At 53.2% G+C, this 25884-nt stretch carries 24 protein-coding genes; 20 read left to right on the top strand and 4 right to left on the bottom strand.

Translation table 11 applies throughout. The annotated features are described in order from the left end of the window. The first annotated feature begins 85 nt into the window (after nt 1–85). From ACFPMF_RS10010 to ACFPMF_RS09995, 4 genes are read left to right on the top strand one after another with little or no spacing between them, the layout of a single operon-like run. Nucleotides 86–1321: a M16 family metallopeptidase gene (locus ACFPMF_RS10010; protein ID WP_379843921.1), complete on the top strand. Its 1236-nt coding sequence runs from the start codon at nt 86–88 to the stop codon at nt 1319–1321. A gap of 46 nt (nt 1322–1367) precedes the next feature. Beyond that, a complete protein-coding gene (gene ispF, locus ACFPMF_RS10005; RefSeq protein WP_379843919.1) occupies nt 1368–1844 on the top strand; it encodes a 2-C-methyl-D-erythritol 2,4-cyclodiphosphate synthase in 477 nt (158 codons plus the stop codon). A gap of 47 nt (nt 1845–1891) precedes the next feature. Beyond that, nucleotides 1892–3043: an amidohydrolase family protein gene (locus ACFPMF_RS10000; protein WP_379843916.1), complete on the top strand. Its 1152-nt coding sequence runs from the start codon at nt 1892–1894 to the stop codon at nt 3041–3043. Between the two features lie 19 nt (nt 3044–3062). After that, nucleotides 3063–4160 (top strand): mandelate racemase/muconate lactonizing enzyme family protein, encoded by a 1098-nt coding sequence (locus ACFPMF_RS09995; protein ID WP_379843913.1) that lies wholly within the window; start codon nt 3063–3065, stop codon nt 4158–4160. A 38-nt stretch (nt 4161–4198) separates the two neighbouring features. Here ACFPMF_RS09995 and ACFPMF_RS09990 read toward each other — a convergent pair whose 3' ends face one another. Next, a complete protein-coding gene (locus tag ACFPMF_RS09990; protein WP_379843911.1) occupies nt 4199–5980 on the bottom strand; it encodes an ABC transporter ATP-binding protein in 1782 nt (593 codons plus the stop codon). A gap of 320 nt (nt 5981–6300) precedes the next feature. Between ACFPMF_RS09990 and nusB the strand changes: the two genes are divergently transcribed. The 9 genes from nusB to ACFPMF_RS09945 all read left to right on the top strand — a co-directional run bounded on the left by nusB (nt 6301) and on the right by ACFPMF_RS09945 (nt 14807). After that, nucleotides 6301–7443, top strand: a complete 1143-nt coding sequence (nusB, locus tag ACFPMF_RS09985) for a transcription antitermination factor NusB (RefSeq protein WP_379843908.1) — start codon at nt 6301–6303, stop codon at nt 7441–7443. A 48-nt stretch (nt 7444–7491) separates the two neighbouring features. Beyond that, nucleotides 7492–7794, top strand: coding sequence for a YtxH domain-containing protein (locus tag ACFPMF_RS09980; RefSeq protein WP_379843905.1), 303 nt, complete (start codon nt 7492–7494; stop codon nt 7792–7794). A gap of 49 nt (nt 7795–7843) precedes the next feature. Next, nucleotides 7844–8284, top strand: coding sequence for a DUF1573 domain-containing protein (locus ACFPMF_RS09975; protein ID WP_379843902.1), 441 nt, complete (start codon nt 7844–7846; stop codon nt 8282–8284). A gap of 62 nt (nt 8285–8346) precedes the next feature. Then, nucleotides 8347–8664 (top strand): preprotein translocase subunit YajC, encoded by a 318-nt coding sequence (gene yajC, locus ACFPMF_RS09970; protein WP_379843899.1) that lies wholly within the window; start codon nt 8347–8349, stop codon nt 8662–8664. Nucleotides 8665–8772: 108 nt separating this feature from the next. After that, a complete protein-coding gene (locus ACFPMF_RS09965; protein ID WP_379843897.1) occupies nt 8773–9561 on the top strand; it encodes a YbbR-like domain-containing protein in 789 nt (262 codons plus the stop codon). Continuing rightward, the gene (gene coaE, locus ACFPMF_RS09960; protein WP_379843894.1) at nt 9558–10178 is read left to right on the top strand and encodes a dephospho-CoA kinase; all 621 of its coding nucleotides are present in this window, start codon (nt 9558–9560) and stop codon (nt 10176–10178) included. The genes ACFPMF_RS09965 and coaE overlap by 4 nt, the downstream gene beginning before the upstream one ends. Before the next feature lie 77 nt (nt 10179–10255). Further along, nucleotides 10256–11908, top strand: a complete 1653-nt coding sequence (locus tag ACFPMF_RS09955; protein ID WP_379843891.1) for an amidase — start codon at nt 10256–10258, stop codon at nt 11906–11908. A 15-nt stretch (nt 11909–11923) separates the two neighbouring features. Continuing rightward, complete coding sequence (locus ACFPMF_RS09950; protein WP_379843888.1) at nt 11924–12490, top strand: pentapeptide repeat-containing protein; 567 nt, start codon at nt 11924–11926, stop codon at nt 12488–12490. Nucleotides 12491–12593: 103 nt separating this feature from the next. Next, on the top strand, nt 12594–14807 hold the full coding sequence (locus ACFPMF_RS09945; protein ID WP_379843886.1) for a S9 family peptidase: 2214 nt from the start codon (nt 12594–12596) through the stop codon (nt 14805–14807). A 36-nt stretch (nt 14808–14843) separates the two neighbouring features. On the opposite strand, the gene ACFPMF_RS09940 is transcribed toward ACFPMF_RS09945, so the two are convergent. Both ACFPMF_RS09940 and ACFPMF_RS09935 read right to left on the bottom strand, forming a co-directional pair. Then, the gene (locus ACFPMF_RS09940; protein WP_379844577.1) at nt 14844–15590 is read right to left on the bottom strand and encodes a LytR/AlgR family response regulator transcription factor; all 747 of its coding nucleotides are present in this window, start codon (nt 15588–15590) and stop codon (nt 14844–14846) included. 28 nt (nt 15591–15618) lie between these two features. After that, nucleotides 15619–16875, bottom strand: coding sequence for a sensor histidine kinase (locus ACFPMF_RS09935; RefSeq protein ID WP_379843884.1), 1257 nt, complete (start codon nt 16873–16875; stop codon nt 15619–15621). A 238-nt stretch (nt 16876–17113) separates the two neighbouring features. On the opposite strand from ACFPMF_RS09935, the gene ACFPMF_RS09930 reads away from it, so the two are divergent. From ACFPMF_RS09930 to ACFPMF_RS09900, 7 genes are all read left to right on the top strand, one after another. Continuing rightward, nucleotides 17114–17500: a hypothetical protein gene (locus ACFPMF_RS09930; protein WP_379843881.1), complete on the top strand. Its 387-nt coding sequence runs from the start codon at nt 17114–17116 to the stop codon at nt 17498–17500. A 225-nt stretch (nt 17501–17725) separates the two neighbouring features. Next, nucleotides 17726–19042, top strand: coding sequence for an NCS2 family permease (locus ACFPMF_RS09925; RefSeq protein ID WP_379843878.1), 1317 nt, complete (start codon nt 17726–17728; stop codon nt 19040–19042). Between the two features lie 259 nt (nt 19043–19301). After that, the gene (locus ACFPMF_RS09920; protein WP_379843875.1) at nt 19302–20855 is read left to right on the top strand and encodes a hypothetical protein; all 1554 of its coding nucleotides are present in this window, start codon (nt 19302–19304) and stop codon (nt 20853–20855) included. A 17-nt stretch (nt 20856–20872) separates the two neighbouring features. Beyond that, a complete protein-coding gene (locus tag ACFPMF_RS09915) occupies nt 20873–21553 on the top strand; it encodes a response regulator transcription factor (RefSeq protein ID WP_379843872.1) in 681 nt (226 codons plus the stop codon). Between the two features lie 3 nt (nt 21554–21556). Beyond that, nucleotides 21557–22933, top strand: coding sequence for a sensor histidine kinase (locus tag ACFPMF_RS09910; RefSeq protein WP_379843869.1), 1377 nt, complete (start codon nt 21557–21559; stop codon nt 22931–22933). Between the two features lie 113 nt (nt 22934–23046). Continuing rightward, nucleotides 23047–23334, top strand: a complete 288-nt coding sequence (locus tag ACFPMF_RS09905; protein ID WP_379843866.1) for a hypothetical protein — start codon at nt 23047–23049, stop codon at nt 23332–23334. A 159-nt stretch (nt 23335–23493) separates the two neighbouring features. Further along, a complete protein-coding gene (locus ACFPMF_RS09900) occupies nt 23494–25131 on the top strand; it encodes a SulP family inorganic anion transporter (protein WP_379843863.1) in 1638 nt (545 codons plus the stop codon). A 51-nt stretch (nt 25132–25182) separates the two neighbouring features. Here ACFPMF_RS09900 and ACFPMF_RS09895 read toward each other — a convergent pair whose 3' ends face one another. Then, a complete protein-coding gene (locus ACFPMF_RS09895; protein WP_379843861.1) occupies nt 25183–25839 on the bottom strand; it encodes a porin family protein in 657 nt (218 codons plus the stop codon). Nucleotides 25840–25884: the final 45 nt, after the last annotated feature.

The raw sequence follows: 25884 nt of genomic DNA, 5'->3' as shown, positions 1-25884 counted from the left end.
TGTTCTTTTTTGAAGAATCCGATCAGACTCTTATTTTTGTTTGTTCTCAAAACGCCTAACGACACCCCCACCGAAAAAGTTTGCTATGATCCATTTTGAGCATTTTGTCTTAGACAACGGTTTAAAAGTCTACGTTCATGAGGACCCGACCAGTCCGATGGCGACGGTCAACATTTTGTACAATGTCGGGTCACGGGATGAAGATTCGAAGAAAACCGGCTTTGCTCACCTGTTCGAACACCTGATGTTCGGCGGCTCAAAAAATATTCCGGTGTACGATGAACCCCTGCAAAAAGTAGGGGGCGAGAACAACGCCTTTACCTCCCCCGACATTACGAATTACTACATCACGCTGCCCTCGGCCAATCTGGAAACCGCCTTCTGGCTCGAATCCGACCGAATGCTGGGCCTGTCGTTTGATCCGACGGTACTGGAGGTGCAGCAAAAAGTGGTGATTGAAGAATTTAAACAACGCTACCTCAACCAGCCCTACGGCGATGTCTGGCTGAAACTCCGGCCGCTGGCCTACAAGGTCCATCCATACCAGTGGGCCACCATCGGCAAGGACATCAGTCATATTGAAAACGCCACGCTCGACGACGTCAGGCACTTTTTTTATACGCATTATGTGCCGAATAACGCCATCATGGTTGTTGCCGGTAACGTCACGCTCGAGCAGGTCAAGCAGTTGTCCAAAAAATGGTTCGAGCCGATTCCGGCCGGAAAACCGCCGGTCCGTCAGTTGCCGCAGGAACCTGTGCAGACCGAAGCCCGGTTTCTGGAAACCGTGGCCGACGTGCCGCTCAATGCGCTGTACAAAGTCTACCACATGCCGGGTCGTTTTTCCGATGATTACTACAGTGCCGATCTGCTGGGCGATGTGCTGGGACGCGGGAAATCATCCCGACTTTATCAGAAGTTACTGAAAGAACAGGCCTTGTTTACCGGAATTTCGGCGCACGTTAGCGGTTCGCTGGACCCGGGTTTGCTGGTCATCAGCGGTTCGCTGAATCAGGGCGTTGCGCTGGAAGAAGCCGATGCCGCCATTGATGCCATTCTGGATGAGGTGATCAACCAGCCGCTGCCGGAGGAGGAAGTCACCAAAGTGAAGAACCAGGCCGAATCGACCCTGGTGTTCGCCGAAGTGGAATTGCTGACCCGCGCCATGAACCTGGCCTATGCCGCCAATGCGGGCAATGCCGACTGGATGAATCAGGAAGCCGAACGCATTCAGGCCGTTACGCCCGACGCCATTCAGGCAATGGCCAAACAGTTGCTGCGCAGGGAAAACCGGTCTACTTTATATTATCGGGCCGCGTAGGTCGGGCCGCGTAGGTCGGGCCAGTTGAGTATCAGAAAATTATAGCATGAAAATTCGCGTAGGACAAGGGTACGACGTTCATCAATTAGCCGAAAACCGGGCGTTCTGGCTCGGCGGCATCCTGATTCCGCACACGCATGGTGCGCTGGGGCACTCCGATGCCGATGTGGTTTGCCACGTCATCTGCGACGCCCTGCTGGGAGCGGCTAATCTACGGAACATCGGTTACCATTTTTCGGACAAAGATCCGCGCTGGAAAGGCGTCGACAGCAAACTCCTGCTGGCCGAAGTCATGAAGATGATTCGCGAAAAAGGATACGAAGTTTCCAACGTCGATGTGACGGTGGTGTTGCAGGAACCGAAGCTGAATCCATACATTCCGGCGATGAAAACCTGTTTGGCCGACGTCATGCAAATTCCGGAAGACGATATTTCCATCAAGGCCACAACCTCCGAGCATCTGGGTTTTGTGGGCCGTAAAGAAGGCATTGCCGCGTTTTGTGTCGCCCTGATTTATGCCTGAAGGGCAACGAAGAACCGTTTCTTTTATACCCATTGATCCGATAGACCATGATTGCATCGTTCCGAAATTTCCGTCTTTTTACCACGCTTTCCGCGTTTTCGCTGGTGCTGACAACGGTTTACGCGCAGCCGAAAGTGGCGACCGCCAACGGCCCGATTGACTTTGAGGAATACGAACCGGTTTCGACCCTCAAGACCCCGGAACATATACTGACGCGGTCCAAATACCCGTTTATCGACGTTCACAACCACCAGTATCAGATGGATGGGGCGGACTTACAGAAGCTTATTCAGGAAATGGATAAGCTGAACATGGGCATTATGGTAAACCTGAGCGGACGCGGTTTTACATCGAACGTCGCTGAAAGCACAAACTTTCTGGACAAAGCCCTGACCAATATTCAGAAAACCAACCCGAAGCGGCTGGCCATCTTTACGAACATCAACTTCGCCAACCTCGGCGAACCCGGCTGGACCGAGCAGGCCGTCAAGCTGCTGGAGGAGGATGTCAGGAAAGGCGCCAAAGGTCTGAAAATTTACAAAAGCCTGGGTTTCAACGTGAAGGATACGCAGGGCAAACGCGTTCAGGTGGACGACCCGCGGCTGGACCCGATCTGGGCCAAATGCGGCCAGCTGGGCATTCCGGTGCTGATTCATACCGCCGACCCCAAACCGTTCTGGGACCCGATGGACCGTTTTAACGAACGCTGGCTCGAGCTGAAAACCCACCCCGGTCGCAAGCGCTCGGATGATAACCCGGTTTCGTGGGAACAACTGCTCGTCGAGCAGCACAATGTGTTCCGGAAACACCCGAAAACCACGTTCATTAACGCTCACATGGGCTGGTATCCGAACGACCTGGTGAAACTGGATAGCCTGATGACGGTTTTTCCAAACATGAATGTGGAGATTGGGGCGGTAATTGCCGAACTCGGCCGCCAGCCCCGGGCCGCCCGGAAGTTCTTCGAAAAACACCAGGACCGGATTTTGTTCGGAAAAGACAGCTGGGTTCCCTCGGAATACGCGACCTATTTCCGCGTGCTGGAAACCGACGACGAATATTTTCCGTACCACAAAAAATACCACGCGTTCTGGCGAATGTACGGGATGGCACTGCCGGATGAAGTGCTGAAAAAGGTATATTACAAGAACGCCCTGCGGATTATTCCGGGCCTGGATAAGTCCCGGTTTCCGAACTAACGTACCCACGGACCGGAACATGAAAATCAGCCACATCGATATTTTCAAGTACAACATTCCGCTCAAAGCACCCATTGCCATTTCGCTGGGAACGATTGAGAACGCCCGCAACCTGCTCGTCCGGATTCACGCCGACGGTTTAACGGGCTGGGGGGAAGGTTCGCCCTTCTGGATGATTGTGGGTGAAACGCAGGAAACCGGTTTTGCAGCCGCCCAGGATTTTGCCCGACTTTTGATCGGACAGAATGCGCTGGATATTGAGGGTAATCTCAACCGGCTCGACGCCTATCTGCCCAACAATCCGACCATCAAAAGTGCGTTCGACATGGCGTTGTATGACCTGGCGGCTCAGGCCGCCGGTTTGCCCCTGTACGCTTTTCTGGGCGGAAACCGGTTTACGCTGGTGACGGACGAAACGATTTACCTCAACACGCCGGAACGCATGGTTACGGATGCGGTTCGGATTCAGTCGCAGGGCGGTCTGGCGATAAAAGTGAAGCTGGGCACCAACCAGCGCGACGATATCCGGCGCGTGGAAGCGATTCGGGAAGCCGTGGGCGATCAGATTCCGATTCGGACGGATGCCAATCAGGGCTGGAATTATGTAACGGCCCGTAACGTCCTGAAAACCATCCAGGACTGGAACATCGAATACTGCGAACAGCCCGTCAAACACTGGAATATTGCCGACCTGAAGCGGCTCCGTCAGCAAACCACCGTGCCGCTCATGGCCGATGAGTCGCTGTTCAACCACCGTGATGCCCTGCGGCTCGCCCAGGAAGAAGCCGTTGATTACTTCAACATCAAGCTATCGAAAAGCGGAGGGATTTTCAATGCGCAGAAAATCAACGCCATTGCCGAAGCGGCCGGTATTCCGTGCATGATCGGCTGCATGTCCGAATCGCGTTTGGCCATCACCGCCAAAGCCCACTTTGCGTCCGCCCGGCGGAATGTAACGTTCTACGATCTGGACGCGCCGTTTGAACACGCCGAAGACCCGGTTTTGGGCGGTGTTACCTACAAAGGCTACGAAATTGAAGTACCAACCCGCCCGGGAATCGGTGCCACCTGCGACGAAACGTTTCTGGCCGGTTTGGAGAACGTCACGATTCGGTAAGCAAGGGTTCGGTTAACAGGTGAAGGCCAATCTGTTTCCTACACTTCTTCGGCCTGCAACTGCTTCTCGTAAAGTTCGCGGTAAACGCCATTGGCAGCCAGCAGGTCTTCGTGCGTGCCCTGTTCGACCACTTCCCCTTCGTCGAGAACGATGATTTTGTCCGCCAGTTTGGCCGACGAAACCCGGTGCGAAATCACGACCGACGTGCGGTTTTCCATGATCCGGTGCAGGTTGTTGAGAATGATGTTTTCCGTGTTGGTATCCACCGCCGACAGGCAGTCGTCCAGAATCAGGATTTTGGGATCGCGGGCAATGGCGCGCGCAATGGACAGCCGTTGTTTCTGGCCCCCCGAGAGCGTAACGCCCCGTTCCCCGATGCGGGTTTCAAACTGTTCCGGAAAACCCAGGATGTTCTGGTACAAATCCGCGTCTTTTACGGCCTGTTCGACTTTCTCCTGCCCCAATTCCGGCATGCCGAACCGGACGTTGTTGCTGATCGTGTCGGAGAATAAAAACACTTCCTGGGGCACATAACCCATCTGCCGCCGGGCAGTCGTCAGGCTGTAATCTTTCAGAGGGATGCCGTCGATCAGAATTTCGCCTTCGGTGGGGTCATACATGCGGGTCAGCAGGTTGGCCAGCGTGCTTTTGCCCGAACCGGTCGTGCCCAGAATAGCCACGGTTTCACCCGCGTTGACGTGCAGGTTGAAGGTTTTCAGCGCGACAATGCCCGAATCCGGGTAGACAAACCGGACATTCCGGAATTCGACTTCGCCGACGATTTCGCGTTCCAGCGCCTTTTCCGAAACCAGATCGGTTTTGACCGCCAGAAACTCGTTGATCCGTTGCTGGGAAGCGGCCGCGCGCTGGGTCTGGCTGGTGGTCCAGCCGAGCGCCATCACCGGCCAGGTCAGCATGTTGACGTACAGAATAAACTCCATGATATTCCCGGGCGTCAGCCGACCGGTCAGGATTTCCTGCCCGCCGACGTACACGACCAGCACGTTGCTCAAACCGACCAGCAGCATGATCAGCGGAAAAAACAGCGAATCGACCCGCGTCAGTTGCAGCGATTTGTGTTTATAAACATCGCTCTCGACCGTAAAATTGGTGGCGGAATTGTCCTCCCGGACAAATGCCTTGAGCACCCGAATGCCCGAAAAGGCTTCCTGCACAAAGGTAGACAGCTTGGATAGGCTCCGCTGAATTTCTTCCGAACGTTTGATAATGATGGTATTGACCACGTAAATCGCAACGGAAAGCACCGGCAGGGGCAGCAGCACGTACAGGCTCAGCCGCACGTTGATCGAGACCATGTAGCTTATGACCAGCACAAAAAGGGTAATCAGATTCAACCCGTACATGATCGACGGACCGACGTAGATCCGCACCTTGCTGACGTCTTCCGAAATTCGGGCCATCAGGTCACCGGTATTATGCTGGCGAAAAAAACTCAGCGGCAGCGTCTGGTAATGCAGGTAAATCTCGTTTTTCAGGTCGTATTCGATATGCCGCGACATCACGATCAGCGTTTGCCGGACCAGAAAAAGAAAAAAGCCTTTCAGCAGCGCCATCGCCAGAATCAGCAAACCGTAAAATAAAATGCTGAAGGCAAACACATCATACAGCTTCGTCTGGAGACGACTTCCGGCATACAGGAAATAAATATCAAGCGTTTCCTTGACCAGATCAAGCGAATACCGCACCAATTGGGCCGGAATAATGCCAAACAGGTTGGAAATGATGGTGAAAGCGGTTCCCCAAATTAGGTACCATTTGTATTTCAGTAAGTACTTGTTAAGATGAGAAAGTGCTTTCACAAATCAGGAGACGTCTTTCAATGAAACAAATTGCACAGGTCTGACCGGGTAACAGAAAACCGGCTGGAATAGTTTTCGGAGCGGTTTCGAACCCGGATTACGCACATTAACGGAATACCAGGCTATAAATTAACGGTTTTTCCAGCGATAAAATGAGGAGCACGGCCGCGAATCCGCGTGAATCCTTCCATCGGTGTAAGCCGAGTTCGGACATTTTCCGTACTTTTGTACCCGATTACCAATCTTCGAAATATCGAACCGAGTTCTTTGTTTCTTGCCGGACCAGAATGCTAAACAGACGTTTATTGCGGATAAAAGTCATGCAGGCTTTTTATGCACTGCGACAATCCGAATTGTCGAATCGGCAGTTAGCTGTCGACACCATTACTGACACTTTTCAGCGCGACCTCAATTCGATGGAGGAACAGAACCTTCAGCAACTCGAGGGGTATCGCCGGCTGGCGACCATTTTGTTCGAAGAAGGCTTGCAGGCAGGCAAACCGTCGGACGAGGAGGATGTGCCCCATCGCGTGCTGGTAGCGGCCAATCAGGCGCTGGCGGATTACCGCAACACCCTGACCCGCGACCGTCTGCGGGGGTTGCAGTTGCTGCTCGACGATGTGCGGACACTCGACAATTCCTACATCCGGTTGCTGACGCTGCTGCTGGAGGTGGCCCACGTGGCCCAGATCGACCGCGAACGCATTCGTAAATACGAAGATGTTGACGCCCGGAAAATTGCCAAGGAATCGGGACTGGATCGTAACCGGATCATTCAGGCGCTGCGGGAAAACAAAGCCCTGGAGGTTGAAAAAATTCGCCGGAAGATCGATTGGGGCGATGACCTGCAGATGATTCGGTCCATTTACAACGATATCCTCAAGGAAGACGATCTCTACCGCACCTATTGCGAAACCGCCCAGCATACCGCCGACGAAGATCAGCAACTGGTTCAGCATATCCTGCGGAACGTTCTCCTGAAACAGGACCCGGCAAAAACCTATTTTGAAGAATCCGACCTGAGCTGGGCCGAAAACAGCGAACTGGTCCGGAGTATGGCGATCAAAACGCTGAAATCCGCCCAAAGCCCCCAAGGCCTGCAGTTGCTGGCCCTGACCGACGACTGGGAGGAAGACCGGCTGTTTATGGAAACGCTGTATAAAAAAGCGTTGGAAAACGACACGGAATACGAAGCCCTGCTGGGTGAACAGTTGACCAACTGGGATGTGGAACGCGTCGCGCAACTGGATAAAATCATTCTGAAACTGGCACTGACCGAGTTGCTGAATTTTCCGAATATTCCGGTGAAAGTCACGATCAACGAATACATTGAACTGGCAAAAGTATACAGCACCCCCAAAAGCGGGCAATTTGTCAACGGTATTCTGGACAGTTTATCGGAAAAATTGAAAACGTCCGGCCAACTTCGCAAGAGTGGGCGGGGTCTGCTGGACAACAAATAAGCTTTTCGGTTGTTCCGAAGGGGAATAACCAACAAAACCACAACCATCATGAGTAAGACGAGCCAAACTTTACTAGCCTTTGTGACGGGATGTTTAACCGGAGCCGCTTTAGGCCTGCTGTATGCCCCCGAGAAAGGCGTTGTAACCCGTGACCGCCTGACGTTCCGGCTATCGAAATACCGCGAACAACTGCGTTACCTGCTGGACAATGTACTGAAAACCGACCAGTTGCCGGAGAGTTTTGCCAAAACTGAAGGCCAGCGCGTGGTGAACGACGCCCGCGAAAAAGCCGAAAAACTGCTGGAAGATGTGGACCGCCTGATGGCCCAGATCAAACAACAGGGATCCTAATTTGTCGCGAGCCAATGCCTGCGGGCCATTTATATCATGTAGTCAAACAATGAAAAACCTTGCACTCAGTCTGATGATGCTGATCGGCGTTATGGCCTGCAATCAGACGAAAAAAGATTCATCCAACGAGTTATCGGGCAAAATGCCCAAAATAGTTTTCGCCGATACGGGTGTTTACGATTTTGGTGAGATCACGGAAGGCGACACGGTTTCGCGGATTTTTAAATTCAAAAACGAAGGCGAATTCCCCCTGATTATTAACAGCACCAATGCGTCCTGCGGTTGTACTACCCCCGAGTGGCCCAAACAACCCATTGAGCCCGGCCAGGAGTCATCCATCAAAGTGCTGTTCAATAGCCAGGGCAGACGGGGCGTTCAGAACAAAACCGTAACCGTGTATGCCAATACCGACCCGGCTTATACCGAGCTGTCTTTTCGGGTGATGGTCAACCCACGTCCGGATTCAGCCCAGGCGAAAACCGTCCAGTAAACCAGCGGAGAGCAGCCATACGCTCACCACAAACGATCCATTTTAAACCGTTAATTGTCAAAATGACCTCTCTTTCTGTTTTGTTACAGGTTCCGGCCGGCACCTCCAATTCCATGGTGTGGAACATTGTTCTCTGGGTTGGTATTTTTGTTGTGTTCTACTTTTTCATGATTCGTCCGCAACAGAAGAAGCAGAAGGATCAAAAGTCGTTCATCGAAAATCTCAAAAAAGGCGATAACGTCGTCACCATTGGCGGGCTGCACGGCAAGGTCTATGCCGTGGAAGGCAACACCATCACGCTGGAAGTAGACAAGGGTCTGAAACTGACGTTTGAAAAAACCGCCATCTCCCGCGATGCCACGGTGAAAGTAAATGCATAACGGGATGCTGAATTGATCAATGAAGGTCGGTGAATGCGCTGAACAAAAACCCATTCATCGATCCTCATTGGCCAATTCATCATTTATCATTTCAATTTTTTCTCTCCTGTGTCGTTAACGACTGCTCAATCCCGCCCTGTCCAATTGCCGACGCTGTTTTTGTGTCTGCTGGCGGCTGCCCTTATCTGGTTGCTGAATGCACTCAATAAGAACAGTTATACGGTCAACGTTCAGTATCCCATTGAATTTGTTTACGATCAGAAGCAATTCGTTCCTACCTCTCCCCTGCCCAAAACCGTTACGGTAAGCATTACCGGCAACGGCTGGAAATTGTTCCGGCAATCGTGGCTGCCATTCCGGTCAAGCCCAATCCGGTACCCCATTGCGCACCCGCTGAAAACCAAATTCATCAACACGGCTTCGCTAGCAACGTCCCTGACCGATCACGCTAAGGATGTCCGGGTCAATTTTGTCGCGGGCGATACGCTCGAACTGAATTTTGACCGGCTGGCCGCTCAGGAAGTTCCGGTGGTAGTCGACAGCGCCGGAATTGATCTGGCCGAGCAAATGGTTGTCTCGAGCCTGATCAACGTATCCCCTCGAACCATCCGCTTCGAAGGACCGGCACGGTTGCTACGCGGGGTTCCCGATACCATCCACGTAAAAATTCCGGCCCGGCGGCTGGCGCTCAGCTACGACGAAGAACTGCGGTTACCGATTCCCCGCCATCCCCTGCTGCGGGCCAGTGCCGATCAGGTGGCCGTTAGTTTCGAAGTGGCCGAGCTCTTGCAGCCGCTGCCCCCGCCCCCGGCACCCCAGCCCGAAAAACCGGCGGCAGCTAGCAAACCGGCTAAAGCCTCAAAGTCTTCCAAAACCAAACCGGACCGTCGGAAATGAGTGAGGAATCGAAACGCCCGCTGCTGATTGGCATGACCGGCGGAATTGGTGCCGGAAAAACCACGGTTTGCCGCATTTTCGAAGCGTTCAACATCCCGGTTTATTACGCCGATGACCAGGCCAGGTGGCTGGTTGATCACGACGTAATCCTGAAAGCCGACATTACGCGACTGCTCGGCGCAGAAGCGTATGATGCCCGCGGACGGTATAACCGGTCCTGGGTGGCCGCTCAGGTGTTTTCACAAGTGGACCTGCTCCGGCAACTCAATGCCCTGATTCACCCACGGGTTTATGCCGATACACAACGCTGGGTTAGTGAACACCTCGATAAACCGTATGTCATCAAGGAAGCCGCTCTGTTGCGGGCAGCGGGTGAAGACGGCAACTCCCTCGACAAGCTGATTGTCGTCCAGTCTCCGCTCGATTTGCGCATCCGGCGCATTCACCAGCGCGACCCGCACCGCTCGGAAGAAGAGATTAAAAACATCATCAGTCGGCAGATCAGCGACGAAGAACGGATTCAGATGGCGGATTATGTCATCTACAATAACGAAACGCAGTTGCTCATTCCGCAGGTAGTCCAACTGCACGAACGGTTCTGCAATCGGGTCTTGTAATTCCTCATTTTTTTCCGTACCTACGATGACGTAAGGACGGCGCTCCAGCAAAGGGTCCGAAACGTCATCAAAACCGTATGAAAAAACTTCTCCTTCCGGCGGCCTGTCTACTCAGCTTTCTTGCGGGTGCCTTCATCACCGACAACGACCCGAAAAAACCGCTTACCACCAGCCTCATTGAGGCCGCTTCGACCGTTTTTGGTCTTGAATTCAGCGCCAGCGAACGGGATTCGATGGTTGATAATCTCAACAATTACCGCGCAAACTACGAAGCCCTGCGAAAAATTGAACTGACTAACAATGTCGCTCCGGCCTTGTATTTCAGTCCGTTACCTGCCGGTTTTAAATTGCCGACCGGCCCGCCCTCCTTCAAAGCCAGCCCGGCTGGAAAAGTGACGCTGCCCGCCGACCGCAAGGCGCTGGCCTTTTACTCCGTGGCCCAACTAGGCGAACTGCTGCGAACCCGTCAGATTAGCTCGGTGGAACTGACCCGGTTCTTTCTGGAACGGCTGAAGACGTACAACCAGAAACTCCTGTGCGTCGTCACGCTGACCGACGAACTGGCCCTGAAACAGGCTCAGCAGGCCGATGCGGAGATTAAAGCCGGAAAATACCGGGGGCCCTTGCACGGCATTCCGTATGGCGCCAAGGATTTGTTTGCCCGGAAAGGCTACAAAACCACCTGGGGATCCGTTCCCTACCAAAACCAGACCCTCGACTACGACGCCACCATCATTCAGCGGCTGGAAAAAGCCGGGGCGGTTTTGTGCGCCAAGCTGACCATGGGCGAACTGGCAATGGGCGATGTCTGGTTTGGGGGCAAAACCCGCAACCCCTGGGACCCATCCACCGGCTCCAGCGGGTCATCGGCGGGGTCGGGTTCGAGTGTCTCGGCGGGTTTGCTGCCGTTTGCCATCGGCACCGAAACCCTGGGCTCCATCGTCTCCCCTTCGACCGTCAACGGCGTAACGGGCCTCCGCCCCACCTTTGGGCGTGTCAGCCGGTACGGCGCAATGGCGCTGAGCTGGTCGATGGACAAAATTGGGCCGATGTGCCGGTCGGTGGAAGACTGCGCCCTGGTTTTCAACGCCATATACGGCCCGGACGGCCACGACCCGACCGTTTTCGCGGCTCCTTTCCGATACGCGCCACTCGCTTCGTTGAAAGGCGTTAGGATTGGGTACCTCAAAAAAGCTTTTGACGAAGATCATCCGACCAAAGCCAACGACGACGCGACGCTCGAAACACTCCGCAAACTCGGGGCGGAACTCATCCCGTTCGAATTGCCGGACATTCCGGTGGGTCGGATGAACATGATTCTGAGCGCGGAAGCGGCAGCAGCTTTCGACGAACTGACGCGTTCGGGCAAGGACGATCAACTGGTTCGGCAGGTAAAAGGTGCCTGGCCCAACGCGTTCCGATCCGCCCGGTTTATTCCGGCGGTCGAATACATCCAGGCCAACCGCATCCGGACGAAGCTAATCAACGAAATGGCGCAGACCATGAAAGCTTTCGAGGTATACCTTACCCCCACCTACGGCAACGCAAATCTAACGCTGACCAACCTGACCGGCCATCCGTGCGTAGCGCTGCCGAACGGTTTTAACGCCAGGGGGTTGCCGACCAGTATTACCTTCATGGGGCAGCTGTTTGAGGAAGGCCGGTTGCTGGCCGTCGCCAAGGCGTATCAGGATGCCACCCCTTTTCACCAGAAACATCCCACTTTGTAATTGAATTGCATTCGAATGGAACATTACGACCAGGTTTTTACCCCATCCCATCCGGTAGTGGGCCCGTGGAGCCACCAGACCTTTGAGCAATGCGTCTTTAAAAAGCTCGATCTGGCGGGCGTTGCACTGACGGATGCCAATTTTGTCAATTGCCGGTTTGAAGGGTGTGATCTGACGCGGACCCAACTCAAAAATACCAAACTTTTCGAGGTCTCGTTTGTCCACTGCAAGCTGACCTACGTGGATTTTGGCCTTTGCAACGCCTTTGGATTCCATACCAGTTTTCAGAACTGTCAACTGGATTACACGGTTTTTCTGAACCGAAAATTGAAAAAAACGCATTTTATCGAGTGTTCGCTGAAAGAAGCCCAGTTTTTGAAATGCGAGTTGACGGGAACGATCTTTAAAGACTGCAATCTCGAACTGGCGCGGTTTGAGGACAATAACCTGATGCAGGTCGATTTCAGCAGTTCCTACAATCTGGCGTTGGACCCGGACGCTAACCGAATTAAAAAGGCCCGGTTTTCGCTCCACAATCTGCCCGGTCTTCTGACCAAGTACGATCTCGTCATTAGTCCGTAAAACCATCCGGCAACCAACTCCTCATCTCCCAAAGACGGACGAACGCAACGACGTCCGTTTTTTCGTTAAATTTGCAGCCGGTTACACTTCCGTCGATTCCGTTATGTTCCGTAAACGTTCGTCCTACAGCTTCCTTTTCGTTTTTCTTTTCCAGCTTTCCGCCTTTTCCCAGCAGAAGCAGCCGTTTCAGAATCTCCAGCAGGCCCTGGCCGCAACGGGACAGCTGGCGGGTTCGCAGGGGCCAGCCAGCGTTAACTGGATCGATGGCGGCACCCGGTTTTCGTTCATCGACAAAGGGGTAATCAAATCCTATTCGCCCAGAGAACAGCGCGAAGAGATCATCTTTGACGGCAGTAAACTGACGTTTCCCGGCACCGACAAACCGTTTGCCTACGAATCGTTTCAGTGGTCGAAAGACTCCAGAAACCTCTTGTTTCAGACCAATTTCCGGCCCGTCTGGCGTCGGTCGGGCGTTTCGGACTATTACGTGTATTCGGTGGCCGACAAAGGGTTGAAACTGGTTGCCAAAGAGGCCCAAACCGCCGAATTATCACCCGATGGGGCCAAAATTGGCTACGAACGCGACGGCAATCTATTCGTTTTCGATTTTGCGACGCAGAAGGAAACGCAACTCACCAACGATGCGGCTCCCTTCTTTTATAACGGCCGGTTTGGCTGGGCCTACGAAGAAGAATTCGGTCTGGCGCAGGCCTGGGAATGGTCGCCCGACAGCAAGTTCATTGCCTACTGGCAAATTGACGAACGGCAGGTTCCCATTTATGCCATGACCGACTACAAAGGGTTTGACGAAAATTTCACGAAACTGCCGTATCCCCGTGTCGGTGACAAAAACCCGACCGCCCGCATTGGCGTCGTTGAAATCAGCAACCGGCAACACCAATGGATGAAGGTCGATCTGAATGATGGTTACATCCCGCGCATTTACTGGACCTCGCAGGAAGGCCAGCTGGCACTGGTGCACCTGAATCGCAAGCAAAACCACCTCACGCTGTATCTGGCCAATGGCCGGACGGGCGATGCAAAGCCGATCATGGAAGAAACGTCAAAATCCTGGATCGATGTGTTCGACTTCTTCGCCGGCATTCTGCATTATTTCTATTTTCCGGCCAATTCACAGGAGTTTTTCTGGGTTTCGGAGCGCGACGGCTGGGCCCATATTTACCGCTACGATTATACCGGCAAACTGCTGAATCAGGTAACGAAAGGCGATTGGGAAGTAGTTTTCGTGCACAATGTCGACGCCAAAAACAAGAAAATTTACTACACCTCGACCGAGCAATCCCCCCTCGACCGGCAGTTGTACGTCGTTGATTTTAACGGAAAAAATAAACAGAAACTCACGCAGGCTCCGGGGCGGCACAAGATCGACTTTTCGCCGGGCAGCCAGTATTACATCGACCGGTTTTCGAACGTGACCACGCCCCTGCGGGTTGACCTCTGCGACACCAGAGGCAGGACACTCAAAACGCTGGAAGCCAATACCGGTGTGTCGCAGTTTCTGGACCGTACCACTTACGTTCCCAAGGAATTAGCGAATTTCACCACCTCCGATGGTCAGAAAATCGATATTTCGGTGCTGAAACCACTCGCCTTCGACGCGACTAAAAAGTACCCGGTTTTGATCGACATTTACGGGGGGCCGGGTGCACAATCGGTTTACAACGAGTTTCATACCTCGGGCTGGCACCAGTATCTGACGCAACAGGGCTACGTGGTGGTGAGTGTCAACAACCGGGGCAGCGGTGGATACGGTTCAGCTTTTGAGAAAATTGTTTACGAAAAACTGGGACTCTACGAAAGCCGCGATTTTGTCGAAACCGCCCGGTATCTGGCCACACTGCCCTGGATTGATGCGGGCCGGATGGCCATCAAGGGCCACAGCTACGGCGGTTATTCGAGCAGCTATACGATGCTGACCCATCCCGGTGTTTTCAAAGTAGCGCTGGTGGGCGCACCCGTCACCGACTGGCGGTTGTACGACAGCATTTACACCGAGCGTTACATGGGCTTACTGCCCGAAAATGAAGTGCCGTACCAGAAAAGTGCGGTTTCGCCCAATGCCAAAAATTTGCAGGGCCGAATGTTTATCGCCCATTCGGCAATGGATGAAAACGTGCACATTCGGAACACCATGCAGCTGATGAACGCGCTGGAGGACGCCGGAAAAGATGCTGACCTGCGCATTTACCCGCCGGGTGCCCACGGCGTTGCTTACAACGGCACGACGTCCCTCCTGCTTCATCAGCAATACACGGAGTATCTGGAAAGGTATCTGAAAAACGGAACGGCTAATTGATTGCCTCAATCCCCTTAAACCGGTTCCCGAATTCGGTCAGACTTCCATCTTGAGCGCCCGGCCGACGTCTTTCTGGTGCAGTCGTCCGATTGGTAGTTCCTGACCGGCGACTTCAAGGTGGCTGGGCGACCAGGCCGAAATTTTGTCGATGGCTACAATGAATGAGCGGTGAATTCGCAGAAAATCGCGGCCCGGCAACATGGCTTCCACCGAACTGATGGCCTGCTTCACAACCAGCGGTTTGGCGGTCGCCGTGATGATTTTGATATAATCTTTCAGGCTTTCGACGTAGAGAATGTCTTTCGTATACACTTTAACCATCTTGCGGTCGGCCCGGAAGTATAGAAAGGCATCGCGCTCCGACGGCACCAGTTCTTTTTCGGCCAACGCTGGTTCCGTCTCCGGCGGAAGCGTCGAAGCCGGGTGCGCTTCCAGCCGCATCACTTTCGAAACCGCCCGCAAAAACCGCTCGAACGGAATCGGTTTCAGCAGGTAATCAACGACATCGAGATCAAAACCGTCCAGCGCGTATTCGCGGTAAGCCGTGGTAAAAATGACTTTGGGCGGCTCTCGTAAACTCCGCAGAAAATCCGTGCCGGTGAGTTTAGGCATTTTAATGTCCAGAAACAGGAGATCAACCGGAGTCGATTGAAGCAGGCTAAACGCCTGAATAGCATTGTGACATTTCCCGATCACTTCCAGTCCGTCGATCATTTCGACGTACGACTCAATAATTTCCAGAGCGTGCGGTTCATCATCGACAAGCAGGCAACGTACGTTCATCATGTGTATTTGTTGTTGGTATGGTGTTCTACACCGGCACTTCTGCAAACGGCGTAGGATGTTGTTGTTGCAACGGTAAACTCTCGGGCAACCGGACGGACAAATCGACCAGGAAGGTCTCTTCTTCGGTCTGAATTTTCAGTTCGTAGCGATTCGCATACAGCAATTCCAGCCGTTTCGTAACATTCTGCAGGCCAATTCCCCCAACGGAAGTTGCCCCAACGGAAGTTGCCCCAACGGATGTTGCCCCAACGGATGTTGCCCCAACGGATGTTGCCCCAACGGCGGTTTTTCCTGCCGGACTAGCAGCCGGGCCATCCGCATCGCGGCTGTTGACCAGCTTAAAATTCAGCACGTCATCATCGACCGACAGGTCCAGAAAAATCCAGGCTTGTTCCAGTTGCTCGCTCGTGCCGTGCTTGAACGCATTTTCCAGAAACGGAATCAGCAGCAGGGGAGCCATTTGTTTGCCCTGCAAATCCCCGTGAAAATGTACGGAAACTTCCAGCCGGGCACCGTATCGCAACTGCTCCAGCCCGATATAATTCTTCATGAACGCAATCTCCTTCTCCAGCGGTACTTCCGACGCGTTGCAATCGTAGAGCATATACCTGAGCAATTGTGACAGTTTCAGCACCACCGCCGGCGATTGTTCCGATTTTCGCAACGTCAGCGCGTAGAGGTTGTTAAGCGTATTAAACAGGAAATGCGGGTGAATCTGCGATTTCAGCAATTGCAATTCAGCCTGAAATTTCTCTTTCTCAATCTGCCGGAATGCCTGCTCTTTCAGGTACCAGACTTTCATCAGCTTGATGGCTGCTACAAAACCGGCTACCGTAATACCGCCCCGCAAACCCGCCATCAGGAGGTAGGTCAGGCCGCCCCCCCGGAACCGCGACGTACCGATCCAGGTGTGCAGGGGCGTTACTACCCAGGCCGAAAGCAGGGCCGACACACAAGCACTCAGGAAGGAAAAGAAAAGAACACCAACCACGATTTTCCAATAGTGTCCCCTGTCCAGATAGCGCGGAAACAGAACGTAAATAATACCGTAGGCCAGGGTCATGTGGGCAGGCATAAAAATCAAGGCACTCATCCCCGAGGAGAATAACCCCATAAAAAAAGCCGCAGCCTCGCTGTACCCCCTACTCAGAAAATCCTTGACCGGAAAAACACCGTACAAAACCGTAAAATACAACCAGACAACACCCCAGAAAAGTCCGTGACGGGCCAGCCGATACTGGGGATAATTGGAAAAGATGAAGTTGCTGTCAGCCAGTTGCATACGTAAGCCCGATTGCTGATCGAAGATAGACAAACGACGTTAATCCCGCCACGAATCCGGTGAATTGTAGACGAACGGTCAGGTTTCGTCGTCAAATGGCCGCTTTTGGCAGCAGGACGACACTCGTCGTCGCGGTGCCGCCATATCGTCCCAAAGCTGGTCCATTCGGCGAAAAGTCCGGCCAGCCATTGACGGGATGCTTATTTTTAAAACCAGAAATTTGATTAAACAACAACTAATGAACCGCTCCGGCGGTACCACCATGAAAATCAAAACCGCTTTCCGACGGGCCGTGGCTGCCACCAGCCTGTTGCTCGCATTGACAACGGCCACCTTTGGCCAGGGACGCCTTTCCCGCACGAATGTACCTCCCCACGAAGGCTTCTGGGTAGTCGAATCCCAGCCGAAGAAAAATTGTACGGTTTACTTCTACAATGATGCGAACCAGCTCATTTACCAGGAAGTGCTGACCAAAAAACAACTCAACATCAAACGGCCGGCAACGCAGGAAAGTCTCAATGCGGTGCTGAAACAGGCCCTGCAACAATGGAGCCTGGGCCAGAAAACCGGCCACGAAGCCGTTCCGGCCAATCAGCAATGGCTGGCGGCTGAGTTTACTCATTAGACCAGGAAGTTCGACAGGAGACAAAAGATCTCGGGCTGGGTCTTATCGCTAACGTCTCTGGTCGGATCGTCAATACATTTCAATTTGGTTAAATTAGGTTTAAGTCCTCCGGTTTGGGCGGTTTGCTCCGGACCGGAGGCTTTTTTATTGGTATTTCCCCGGCGAATCCTTGTGTCGGTGTGTGGAATCCGTATTTTCGACTTTCGATCAAGCCCTCCTTTCTGCATGCAAAACGTCTCATCCGGATCCGCAACCCGCACCGAAATTCTGGCGGGTGTCTCCACTTTTCTGGCGACCATGTACGTTATCGTGGTCAATCCGGCAATTCTGTCGCAGGCCGGTTTGCCATTCAGCGGGGTGTTGACGGCCACGGTTTTGCTATCGTTCGGATGCAGCCTGATGATGGGCCTTTACGCCCGAAATCCGATGGTTGTAGCACCGGGGATGGGCCTCAATGCGTTCTTTACCTTCACGGCTGTCAAAGGCATGGGCATCCGGCCCGAGGTGGCGCTGGGGGCGGTTTTCTGGGCGGGGATTTTGTTTCTGATTCTCTCCCTGTTCAACGCCCGGTCGGCCATTGTCAAAATTATTCCAAAACCGCTGCGGTACGCCGTTTCGGCCGGCATTGGCCTGTTTATCACCCTGATCGGTTTCGAAAACGCCCGGTTTATTATTGCCAACCCCGCAACGCTGGTGAGCATTGCGAGTCTGAAAGATCCCATTATTCTGACCTTCAGTTTCGGATTGCTGGTAACCGCCGTTCTGGTCGTGCGCAATTTCCCGGGGGCCATCATCATCGGCATTGCACTCACGACCCTCGCGGCCCTTCCCGTAGGCCGGTGGTGGGGCGATGCCTCCGCCGTTAATTTCGGGCAAAAAACGCTGGTCAATTTTCAGGGGATTCTGGCGGCTCCCGACTTCAGCCTGCTTGGAAAACTGGACCTGGTCCATTCGCTGCAATGGTCGCTCTGGCCGGTTATTTTCGCCTTCGTCTTTACGGACTTGTTCGACAGCCTGTCCACCTTTGTGGGCGTGGCCGAAGCCGCCGATTTGTACGACAAAGACGGGACACCCCGCAACCTGAACCGCTCCTTGCTGACGGATGCCGTCGCCACAACGGCCGCGGGTTTGTTAGGAAGCAGCCCTGGCACGGCATACATCGAGTCGGCGGTGGGCATTGCTCAGGGCGGACGAACGGGCCTGACGGCCATCGTAGCGGGCTCCTTGTTCCTGCCGTTTCTCTTTCTGTCTCCCTTGCTGTCGGTCATCCCGGCGATTGCCACGGCCCCGGCTCTCGTGCTTGTCGGCGCGTTCATGATGAAACCCGTCACCAAAATCAACTGGGGCCAGCTGGACGACGCCATACCGGCTTTTCTGGCCCTGGTCCTGATTCCGTTCAGTTATTCGATTACGCAGGGCATCATCTGGGGGTTTCTGTCCTGGACGGTCATCAAACTGACGGCTGGTAAATCGAATGAGGTGCCGGTGGGCTTGCTCATTGTGGATGCTTTCTGCATCCTAGCGCTTTTCTCCGGGCACTAATTTTCGGAAAATCCTGAATTCAATCGTTATTTTACACCCTGGAAACCCTTATTGACGACAGATGGAACAGGCCATCCGTTTGCTTCAACGTCACCGGGTTAACCGGTCTCCTTGCCATCAATCAGATCTGAACCGTTAACGAAAAGGAAAGATGAAAGACTAATAGACTGACTTCTAGCTAAATAATCACTCATCTATTCACTTGCTTCCTGGGGTTGCCTATAGCTTAATCCCGACCTCTGTTTTAAACCCTTCCTCTGTGCGAAAATTTCTCCTTGGTTTCCTGCTTTTCCTGGTTGCGCTGATCCTGCTCGGCGCAGGATACGGGTATTACAACAGCCGCGATCGCCATCCGGGCTACTCACTCAACCTGAACATCCAGGCTCCGGCGCAACCCAAACCGCTGCAGGTCGGCTTTGCCGCCCTGAAAATCACGCCCTACCTGCCCGACCGCTGGACCGACAAGAACGGGGATGCGGCCTACAAACCGGAGGATGGCGACACGTTCACCGACGGCAACCACAACGGCGAGTTTGATGCCTACTGGATGGCCGGTTTTAGCCAGAAACGGGCCGCCAATGGGGTACACGACGACCTCTGGGCGCGGGCCGTGGTCATCGACGATGGGCAGACCCGGCTGGCATTCGTGGCCGTTGATTTGCTCGGTTTTACGCACAAAAACGTCATCAATGTTCGCCAGGCGCTACCGGCCAGCGCGGGCATTACCTACGCGATTGTTTGCAGCACGCACACGCACGAAGCCCCGGATTTTCTGGGCATGTGGGGGGGCAGCGTCTTGAAAAGCGGGGTCAATAAAGCCTACGAGCACTTTGTCGAGCAGCAGGTAACGCGGGCCATCGTGCAGGCGGCAGGAAACCGGCGCCCCGCACGGCTGCGGTTTGCGCAGGACCTGACCGGGGCCGATTCGCTGCTGATGGACACCCGAAAACCAATCGTGAAGGATCCCGGTTTATACATCATGCAGGCGCTGGACGCCGGGAAAGACAGTACCCTGGGCACCCTGGTTGTGTGGGGGAATCATCCGGAAACGTTATGGAGCAAAAACACATTGCTGACCTCCGATTTTCCGCATTATGTCCGGGATTACCTCGAAAAAGGCATTACACGGGGCGATTCCGTGGTGCAGAAAGGGTTAGGCGGCACGGTAGTCTACGCATCGGGCTGCGTCGGCGGATTGATGACCACTTCGCCCAAAGTGACGATTCAGGACCCGCTGACGGGCGAAAAGTTTCAGGAACCGACGTTCGCAAAAGCCGACGCGCAGGGCAAGCATCTTGCAATGCTGATTTACAACGCGTTGCAGCAAGACACCACGACGACCCGACCGGCAGACATCCGGCTCAAAGCCCAGACCCTCGAAATTCCCTTGACCAATAAACTGTTCCGTCTGGCGGTTGGATTGGGGATTCTGGATGCCGGTTACAGCAGTTGGGGGAACTTTCGGAGCGAAATCGCGGCTTTTCGATTAGGGAATACGACCTTTTTGTGCGTACCCGGCGAAATTTACCCCGAAATCGTGAACGGCGGAGTCGAATCTCCGTCGGGCGCTGATTTCCAGATGAAACCCCTGGAAACCCCGCCCCTGCGGAGCTTAATGCGTGGTAAGTATAAATTCGTTATTGGTCTGGCGAATGACGAATTAGGGTACATTATCCCGAAAAGTGAGTGGGATTCGGAAGCCCCGTATAATTACCATTCAAAGGATAAACCGTACGGGGAGATCAATTCGACCGGACCGGAAACCGCTCCGAAACTATACCATGCTATGGCCAACTTATTGCGGGATTTATAAATGATTACTGTTTACGTATGCAGATTCTAATTGTTGAGGATGAGCAGGAAGTAGCCGCGTTTATTAAAAGTGGGCTGGAAGATTACGGTTTTAACGCCGACATCGCCAACGATGCGTTACAGGCCCAAATGAAGCTGGCGAATACGGACTACACGACCATCATTCTGGATGTAAACCTTCCGGTTATCAACGGTTTTGAACTCTGTAAAATCATCCGGAGTCGCTATGAAGATGTGTCCATCCTGATGCTGACGGCCCTGAGCAATACCGATAACAAGCTGAGCGGTTTTGATGCCGGAGCGGACGACTACCTAGTTAAGCCATTTGAATTCAGGGAGTTAATTGCCAGGCTTCGTGCTTTAAACCGACGCCGTGCGCTTCCCACATCCGACGCTATCCTCAAAATCGCCGATCTGGAGTTCAACCAGGAAAGCAAAACCGTCAAACGGGGCAATCAGAAAATACTCCTGACCGCGCGCGAACTGGCTCTGCTGGAATTTTTCATGAAGAATCAGAACAAAGCCCTGACCCGGAACGAAATTACGGAGAAAGTCTGGGACGTTAACTTCGATACCGGAACGAATGTCGTGGATGTATATGTCAATTATCTGCGTAAAAAAATTGACAAGGATTTTCCTAAAAAACTCATTCATACCATCAGTGGAATTGGTTATATCATGCAGGAGTCCGACGATTAGCCAATGAAAATAAGAGCCCGAATTTCCGTTACGTTCCTGGTTATTGTTGCGACTAACCTGGTTCTTTTTTCCCTGGCGATTTATTTTATTTCTGAATATTTCCGGCAACGGGATTTTTACTATCGGCTGGCCGATAAAGCACGCATTACGGCCCGGTTGCTGATCGAAGAGGAACAGCTCAATCCGGCTATTCTCCGCCTGATCGAACGCAATAACCTGACTTCCTTACCGGATGAGCATATCATTATTTACGGCCCGGACAACCAGGCGATTTACGCCAGTGCCGATACCCTGCACGATATTGTGGGCCGGCACGACCTGCTCGACCGGGTTCGGGTACAAAAGCAACTCTATCTACGCCGGAACGCCAAAGAGGTTGTGGGATTGACCCACCACTACAAAAACCGGGAGTACGTGATCATTGCTTCCGCCTACGACGAATCCGGCCTGACGGAAATGGCCCATTTGCGCAATATTCTCGGTTTTGCCCTGGTTTTTAGCCTGACACTGGTCGGAATTTCGGGCTGGATGTTTGCCGGGCGTTTTCTGCGCCCGATTTCCAACGTGATCCGGCAGGTGGACCAGATTAAGGTATCGAACCTGAATCAGCGGGTGGATGCGGGCGACCATAGCGACGAAATTGCCCAACTGGCTCATACCTTCAACTCCATGCTTGACCGGGTCCAGGAAGCGTTTGAGGTGCAGCGCAACTTCGTCGCCAATGCTTCCCACGAACTCCGGACGCCCCTCACCATCATCACCGGCCAGATTGAGGTCACACTGATTAAAAAGCGGACGGTGGAAGAACACGAGGCCAAGTGGAAATCGGTGCTGGAGGTTATCAAACGACTGAACCTGCTGGCCAACAACCTGCTTGAACTGGCGCAGGTGAGCCTCGACGATGCAACGATGAAATTCAGCGAGGTGTCTCTGGACGACGCTATCTACCAGGCTACCAAACTCTTAACGACACGTCGCCCCGACTACCACGTCGTTTTTTCGTTCGAAAACGAAGCCGAAACCATGCAATCATCGCTCACGGTTCAGGGCAGTCTTTCGCTCCTGATTTCGGCCTTTCATAACCTGATGGAAAACGGCTGCAAGTTTTCGTCCAACAATCAGGTGGAAGTAATTCTGGGCGCTTCCGACAAGTGGGTGACCATTCAGTTCAGAGACAATGGCATCGGGATTGAAGAAGCCGACATCAAGCATATTTACGAACCTTTCTTCCGGGCCGAAAACGCCAAACGGATTCACGGGTACGGAATTGGCCTGCCGCTGACGTACCGAATCATCCAGTTACACCGGGGGCAAATTTCGGTTTCGTCACGCATCAATGAAGGAACCAACTTTTTATTGAAATTTCCCAAAACGCTCTAATCGGTTTCTAATGAGTTTATAACCGACTTCTCACCAACTTCTAATTCACTCTTAATTAAGCCATTACATTTAGAAGGTAATTTTGTAACTGTCACACCTAACGAATGTAACTCATGGCTACCAACTCAAATTCTGCTCCAAAAAGAAGCAATTACGTAAACTGGGGAACCGTTTGGGGTCTGATTTTTACCGCAATTGCGCTGGATCTCTACATCAACTATAGCGCAAATCAGCAGGATAAAGAAACGTACCGGATCCGGTACGAGACCAAAGTTTCCGAAGCTGACTCCCTGCGCGCCGTTAAAAGCAAGCTGGAACGCCAGCTTCTGGAAATAAAGGCGATGCAATCTCCCACCACCGCAACCGCTACGGTTATGGCTTCCAACGAAGTCAGTCGATAGGGCTGCGGTGTCATCCCGATTGGATAGGTTGCCAGGATGAAAAGTCGGTTTTCGGCGCATCGGCAACCTGTTCCTTATTCGTTCCATCGTGTTTGTTTTGTTCCGCGTCAATTGTCAAGCGGGTCGCGTAGCAAGACTAAACAGAATACAACCATGCCAATGAATACCGTAAAAAAATTACATACCAAATCCCGGGCTATCGATATTACCCAGTTTCAAGGGGATTTCCGGGGCGGTTTTGTTTCGTTTCTGGTCGCAGTGCCGCTCTGTCTGGGAATCGCCCTGGCCTCTGGTGCGCCACTTTTTTCAGGAATTATTGCCGGAATTGTCGGCGGTCTGGTCGTCGGTTTATTCAGCCGGTCGGCCCTGAGTATTTCCGGCCCGGAAGCCGGACTGATCGTGGTCACGCTGGCGGCCATTGAGTCGCTCGGATCGTTCCCGGCGTTTTTGCTGGCTACTTGCCTGGCCGGTCTGATTCAGGTAGGCTTAGGGTATCTGCGGGCCGGTATCATCAGCAACTTCTTCCCGACCCCGGTCATCAAAGGAATGCTGGCCGGAATCGGTATTATCCTAATCATTAAACAAATCCCCCACCTGATTGGCTATGATGCCGACTCGGTCGAAGAGATTTCCCTGTTTCAACCGGAAGGATTTAATATTATCAGTCAGTTTCGGCTGGCGCTGGAGCAACTGAACGGTGTCGCCATGCTGATTGCGGCCCTGTCGCTGACTATTCTGCTGATGTGGGAACGCCCGGTTTTCAAAACGAACGCCTTTCTCAGAAACATTCCGGCGGCTCTGGTAGTGGTAGTACTCGGCATTGCCATCAATGGGCTGGTGAGTGTTGTGGCTCCCCACTGGGCTTTAAAGGGCAATCACCTTGTCCAATTGCCGGTCGCCGATAGCCTGAGCGGTTTTTTCGGGTTATTTACCCTACCGGATATCAGTCAATGGACGAATCCGCAGGTCTACGCGGCTGCCATGTCCATTGCGCTGGTGGCAAGTCTGGAGGCTCTGCTGGCAATCGAAGCCTCGGATCAGCTGGACCCGCTGAAACGCAAAACCCCCGCCAATGCCGAACTGAAAGCGCAGGGCATCGGCAACCTGGTCAGCGGGCTGATCGGGGGGATTCCGCTGACCTCAGTCATTGTCCGCAGCTCGGTGAGCATCAACGCTGGCGCCCGCACCAAACGGGCGGCCCTGGTGCACGGAGCCTTGCTGCTGGTTTGTGTGATTACCCTACCGACGGTTTTGAACCAGATTCCGTGGGCCTCGCTGGCGTCGATTCTGCTCATCACGGGGTATAAACTAACGCACGTCCGGATTTTCAAAGCATTGTTTAACGACGGAATAGCCAAATTTCTGCCCTTCGTCGCAACCGTTGCCGCAATTCTGCTGACGGATTTACTGACCGGTATCGGTATCGGTATGCTCGTGGCGCTTTTCTTCATCCTGCGGGAGAATTACCTGAATGCGCACAAAACCGAGACGTTTCAGGCCGATGGGCGGGAGCGCATCCTGATTCGTCTGGGCGATTATGTTTCGTTTCTGAGCAAAGCCAGTATCGTTCAATCGCTGACAAACGTGCCGGACAACGCCATCGTGGAAATCGACAGCAGCAGCTCGTCCTACATTGATAGTGATGTCATGAGCATTATCCAGAACTTCAAGGAAACCGCGCATTTACGCAATATTCAACTGGTTTTTCTCCGGGAAACGGTGAACCCTAAACCGATCCCCGAATCCCTCCTTGCGATGCGCAACCGGCACCTGCGTGAAATACAGCAGCTTGAGTAATATTCATTGTGTGATAAATGCGATTGAGCCTGACCAGAAATGGGGTCAGGCTCATTTTTTTACCGGAAGCCAGCACCCCACCGAAACCGTAAAACCGTGGGTGGCTTCTCTGGAGGCCGCTGCCCGTAAAGGCCAGGGAGCCTTTCCTACCCCATATTGATAACGGGCATCCACAAACGCTGTCCGATTTCCAAAGGGGAGTTCAACCCCGCCCCCCACCCAAATACCGGTTTCGATTCGGCGGGCCAGTTGCATTTTATCCTTAAAAATCTCGGTTTTGCCGTTTGTAAGCCGCAAATTCCCTCCCAGTACGTAGCCCACACTGGGGCCCGCCAACCCGTACCACGAAACCCGGTCACCGGTTTTTTGCCGAAATGAAACCAGCAAGGGCAATTCGACGACATGGTAACGGACGACCATACGACCGGTCCCGGCCGGTTGTCCCAAGTCCGTCGTATAATCCGCTTTTGACTGCCAGCCTTTCTGAATCAACGTGGGTTCTACCCGGATCGCCCAGCGTTTCTCGAAGGGTATCTGAACCGGCACGGCAATTGCATAACCCGGCACGAGTTTCGGGTCGGCAACGGCCCCTTTTCGGTGATTCACCGAAGAGGCATGCACACCCGCCCGCACGCCAATCTGTAGCTGTGCGTACAACGGAAAAGAAAGAGCAACCGAAAGGACAGTGAAAAGAGAGACTTTTGTCATCGGTTTTAAAGTTGATTTGTCCGATAAACGAATAAGCTGGATTTG

Source organism: Larkinella bovis, from assembly GCF_042655385.1.
Lineage (GTDB): Bacteria > Bacteroidota > Bacteroidia > Cytophagales > Spirosomataceae > Larkinella > Larkinella bovis.
This window is presented reverse-complemented; position numbering and strand designations above follow the sequence as displayed.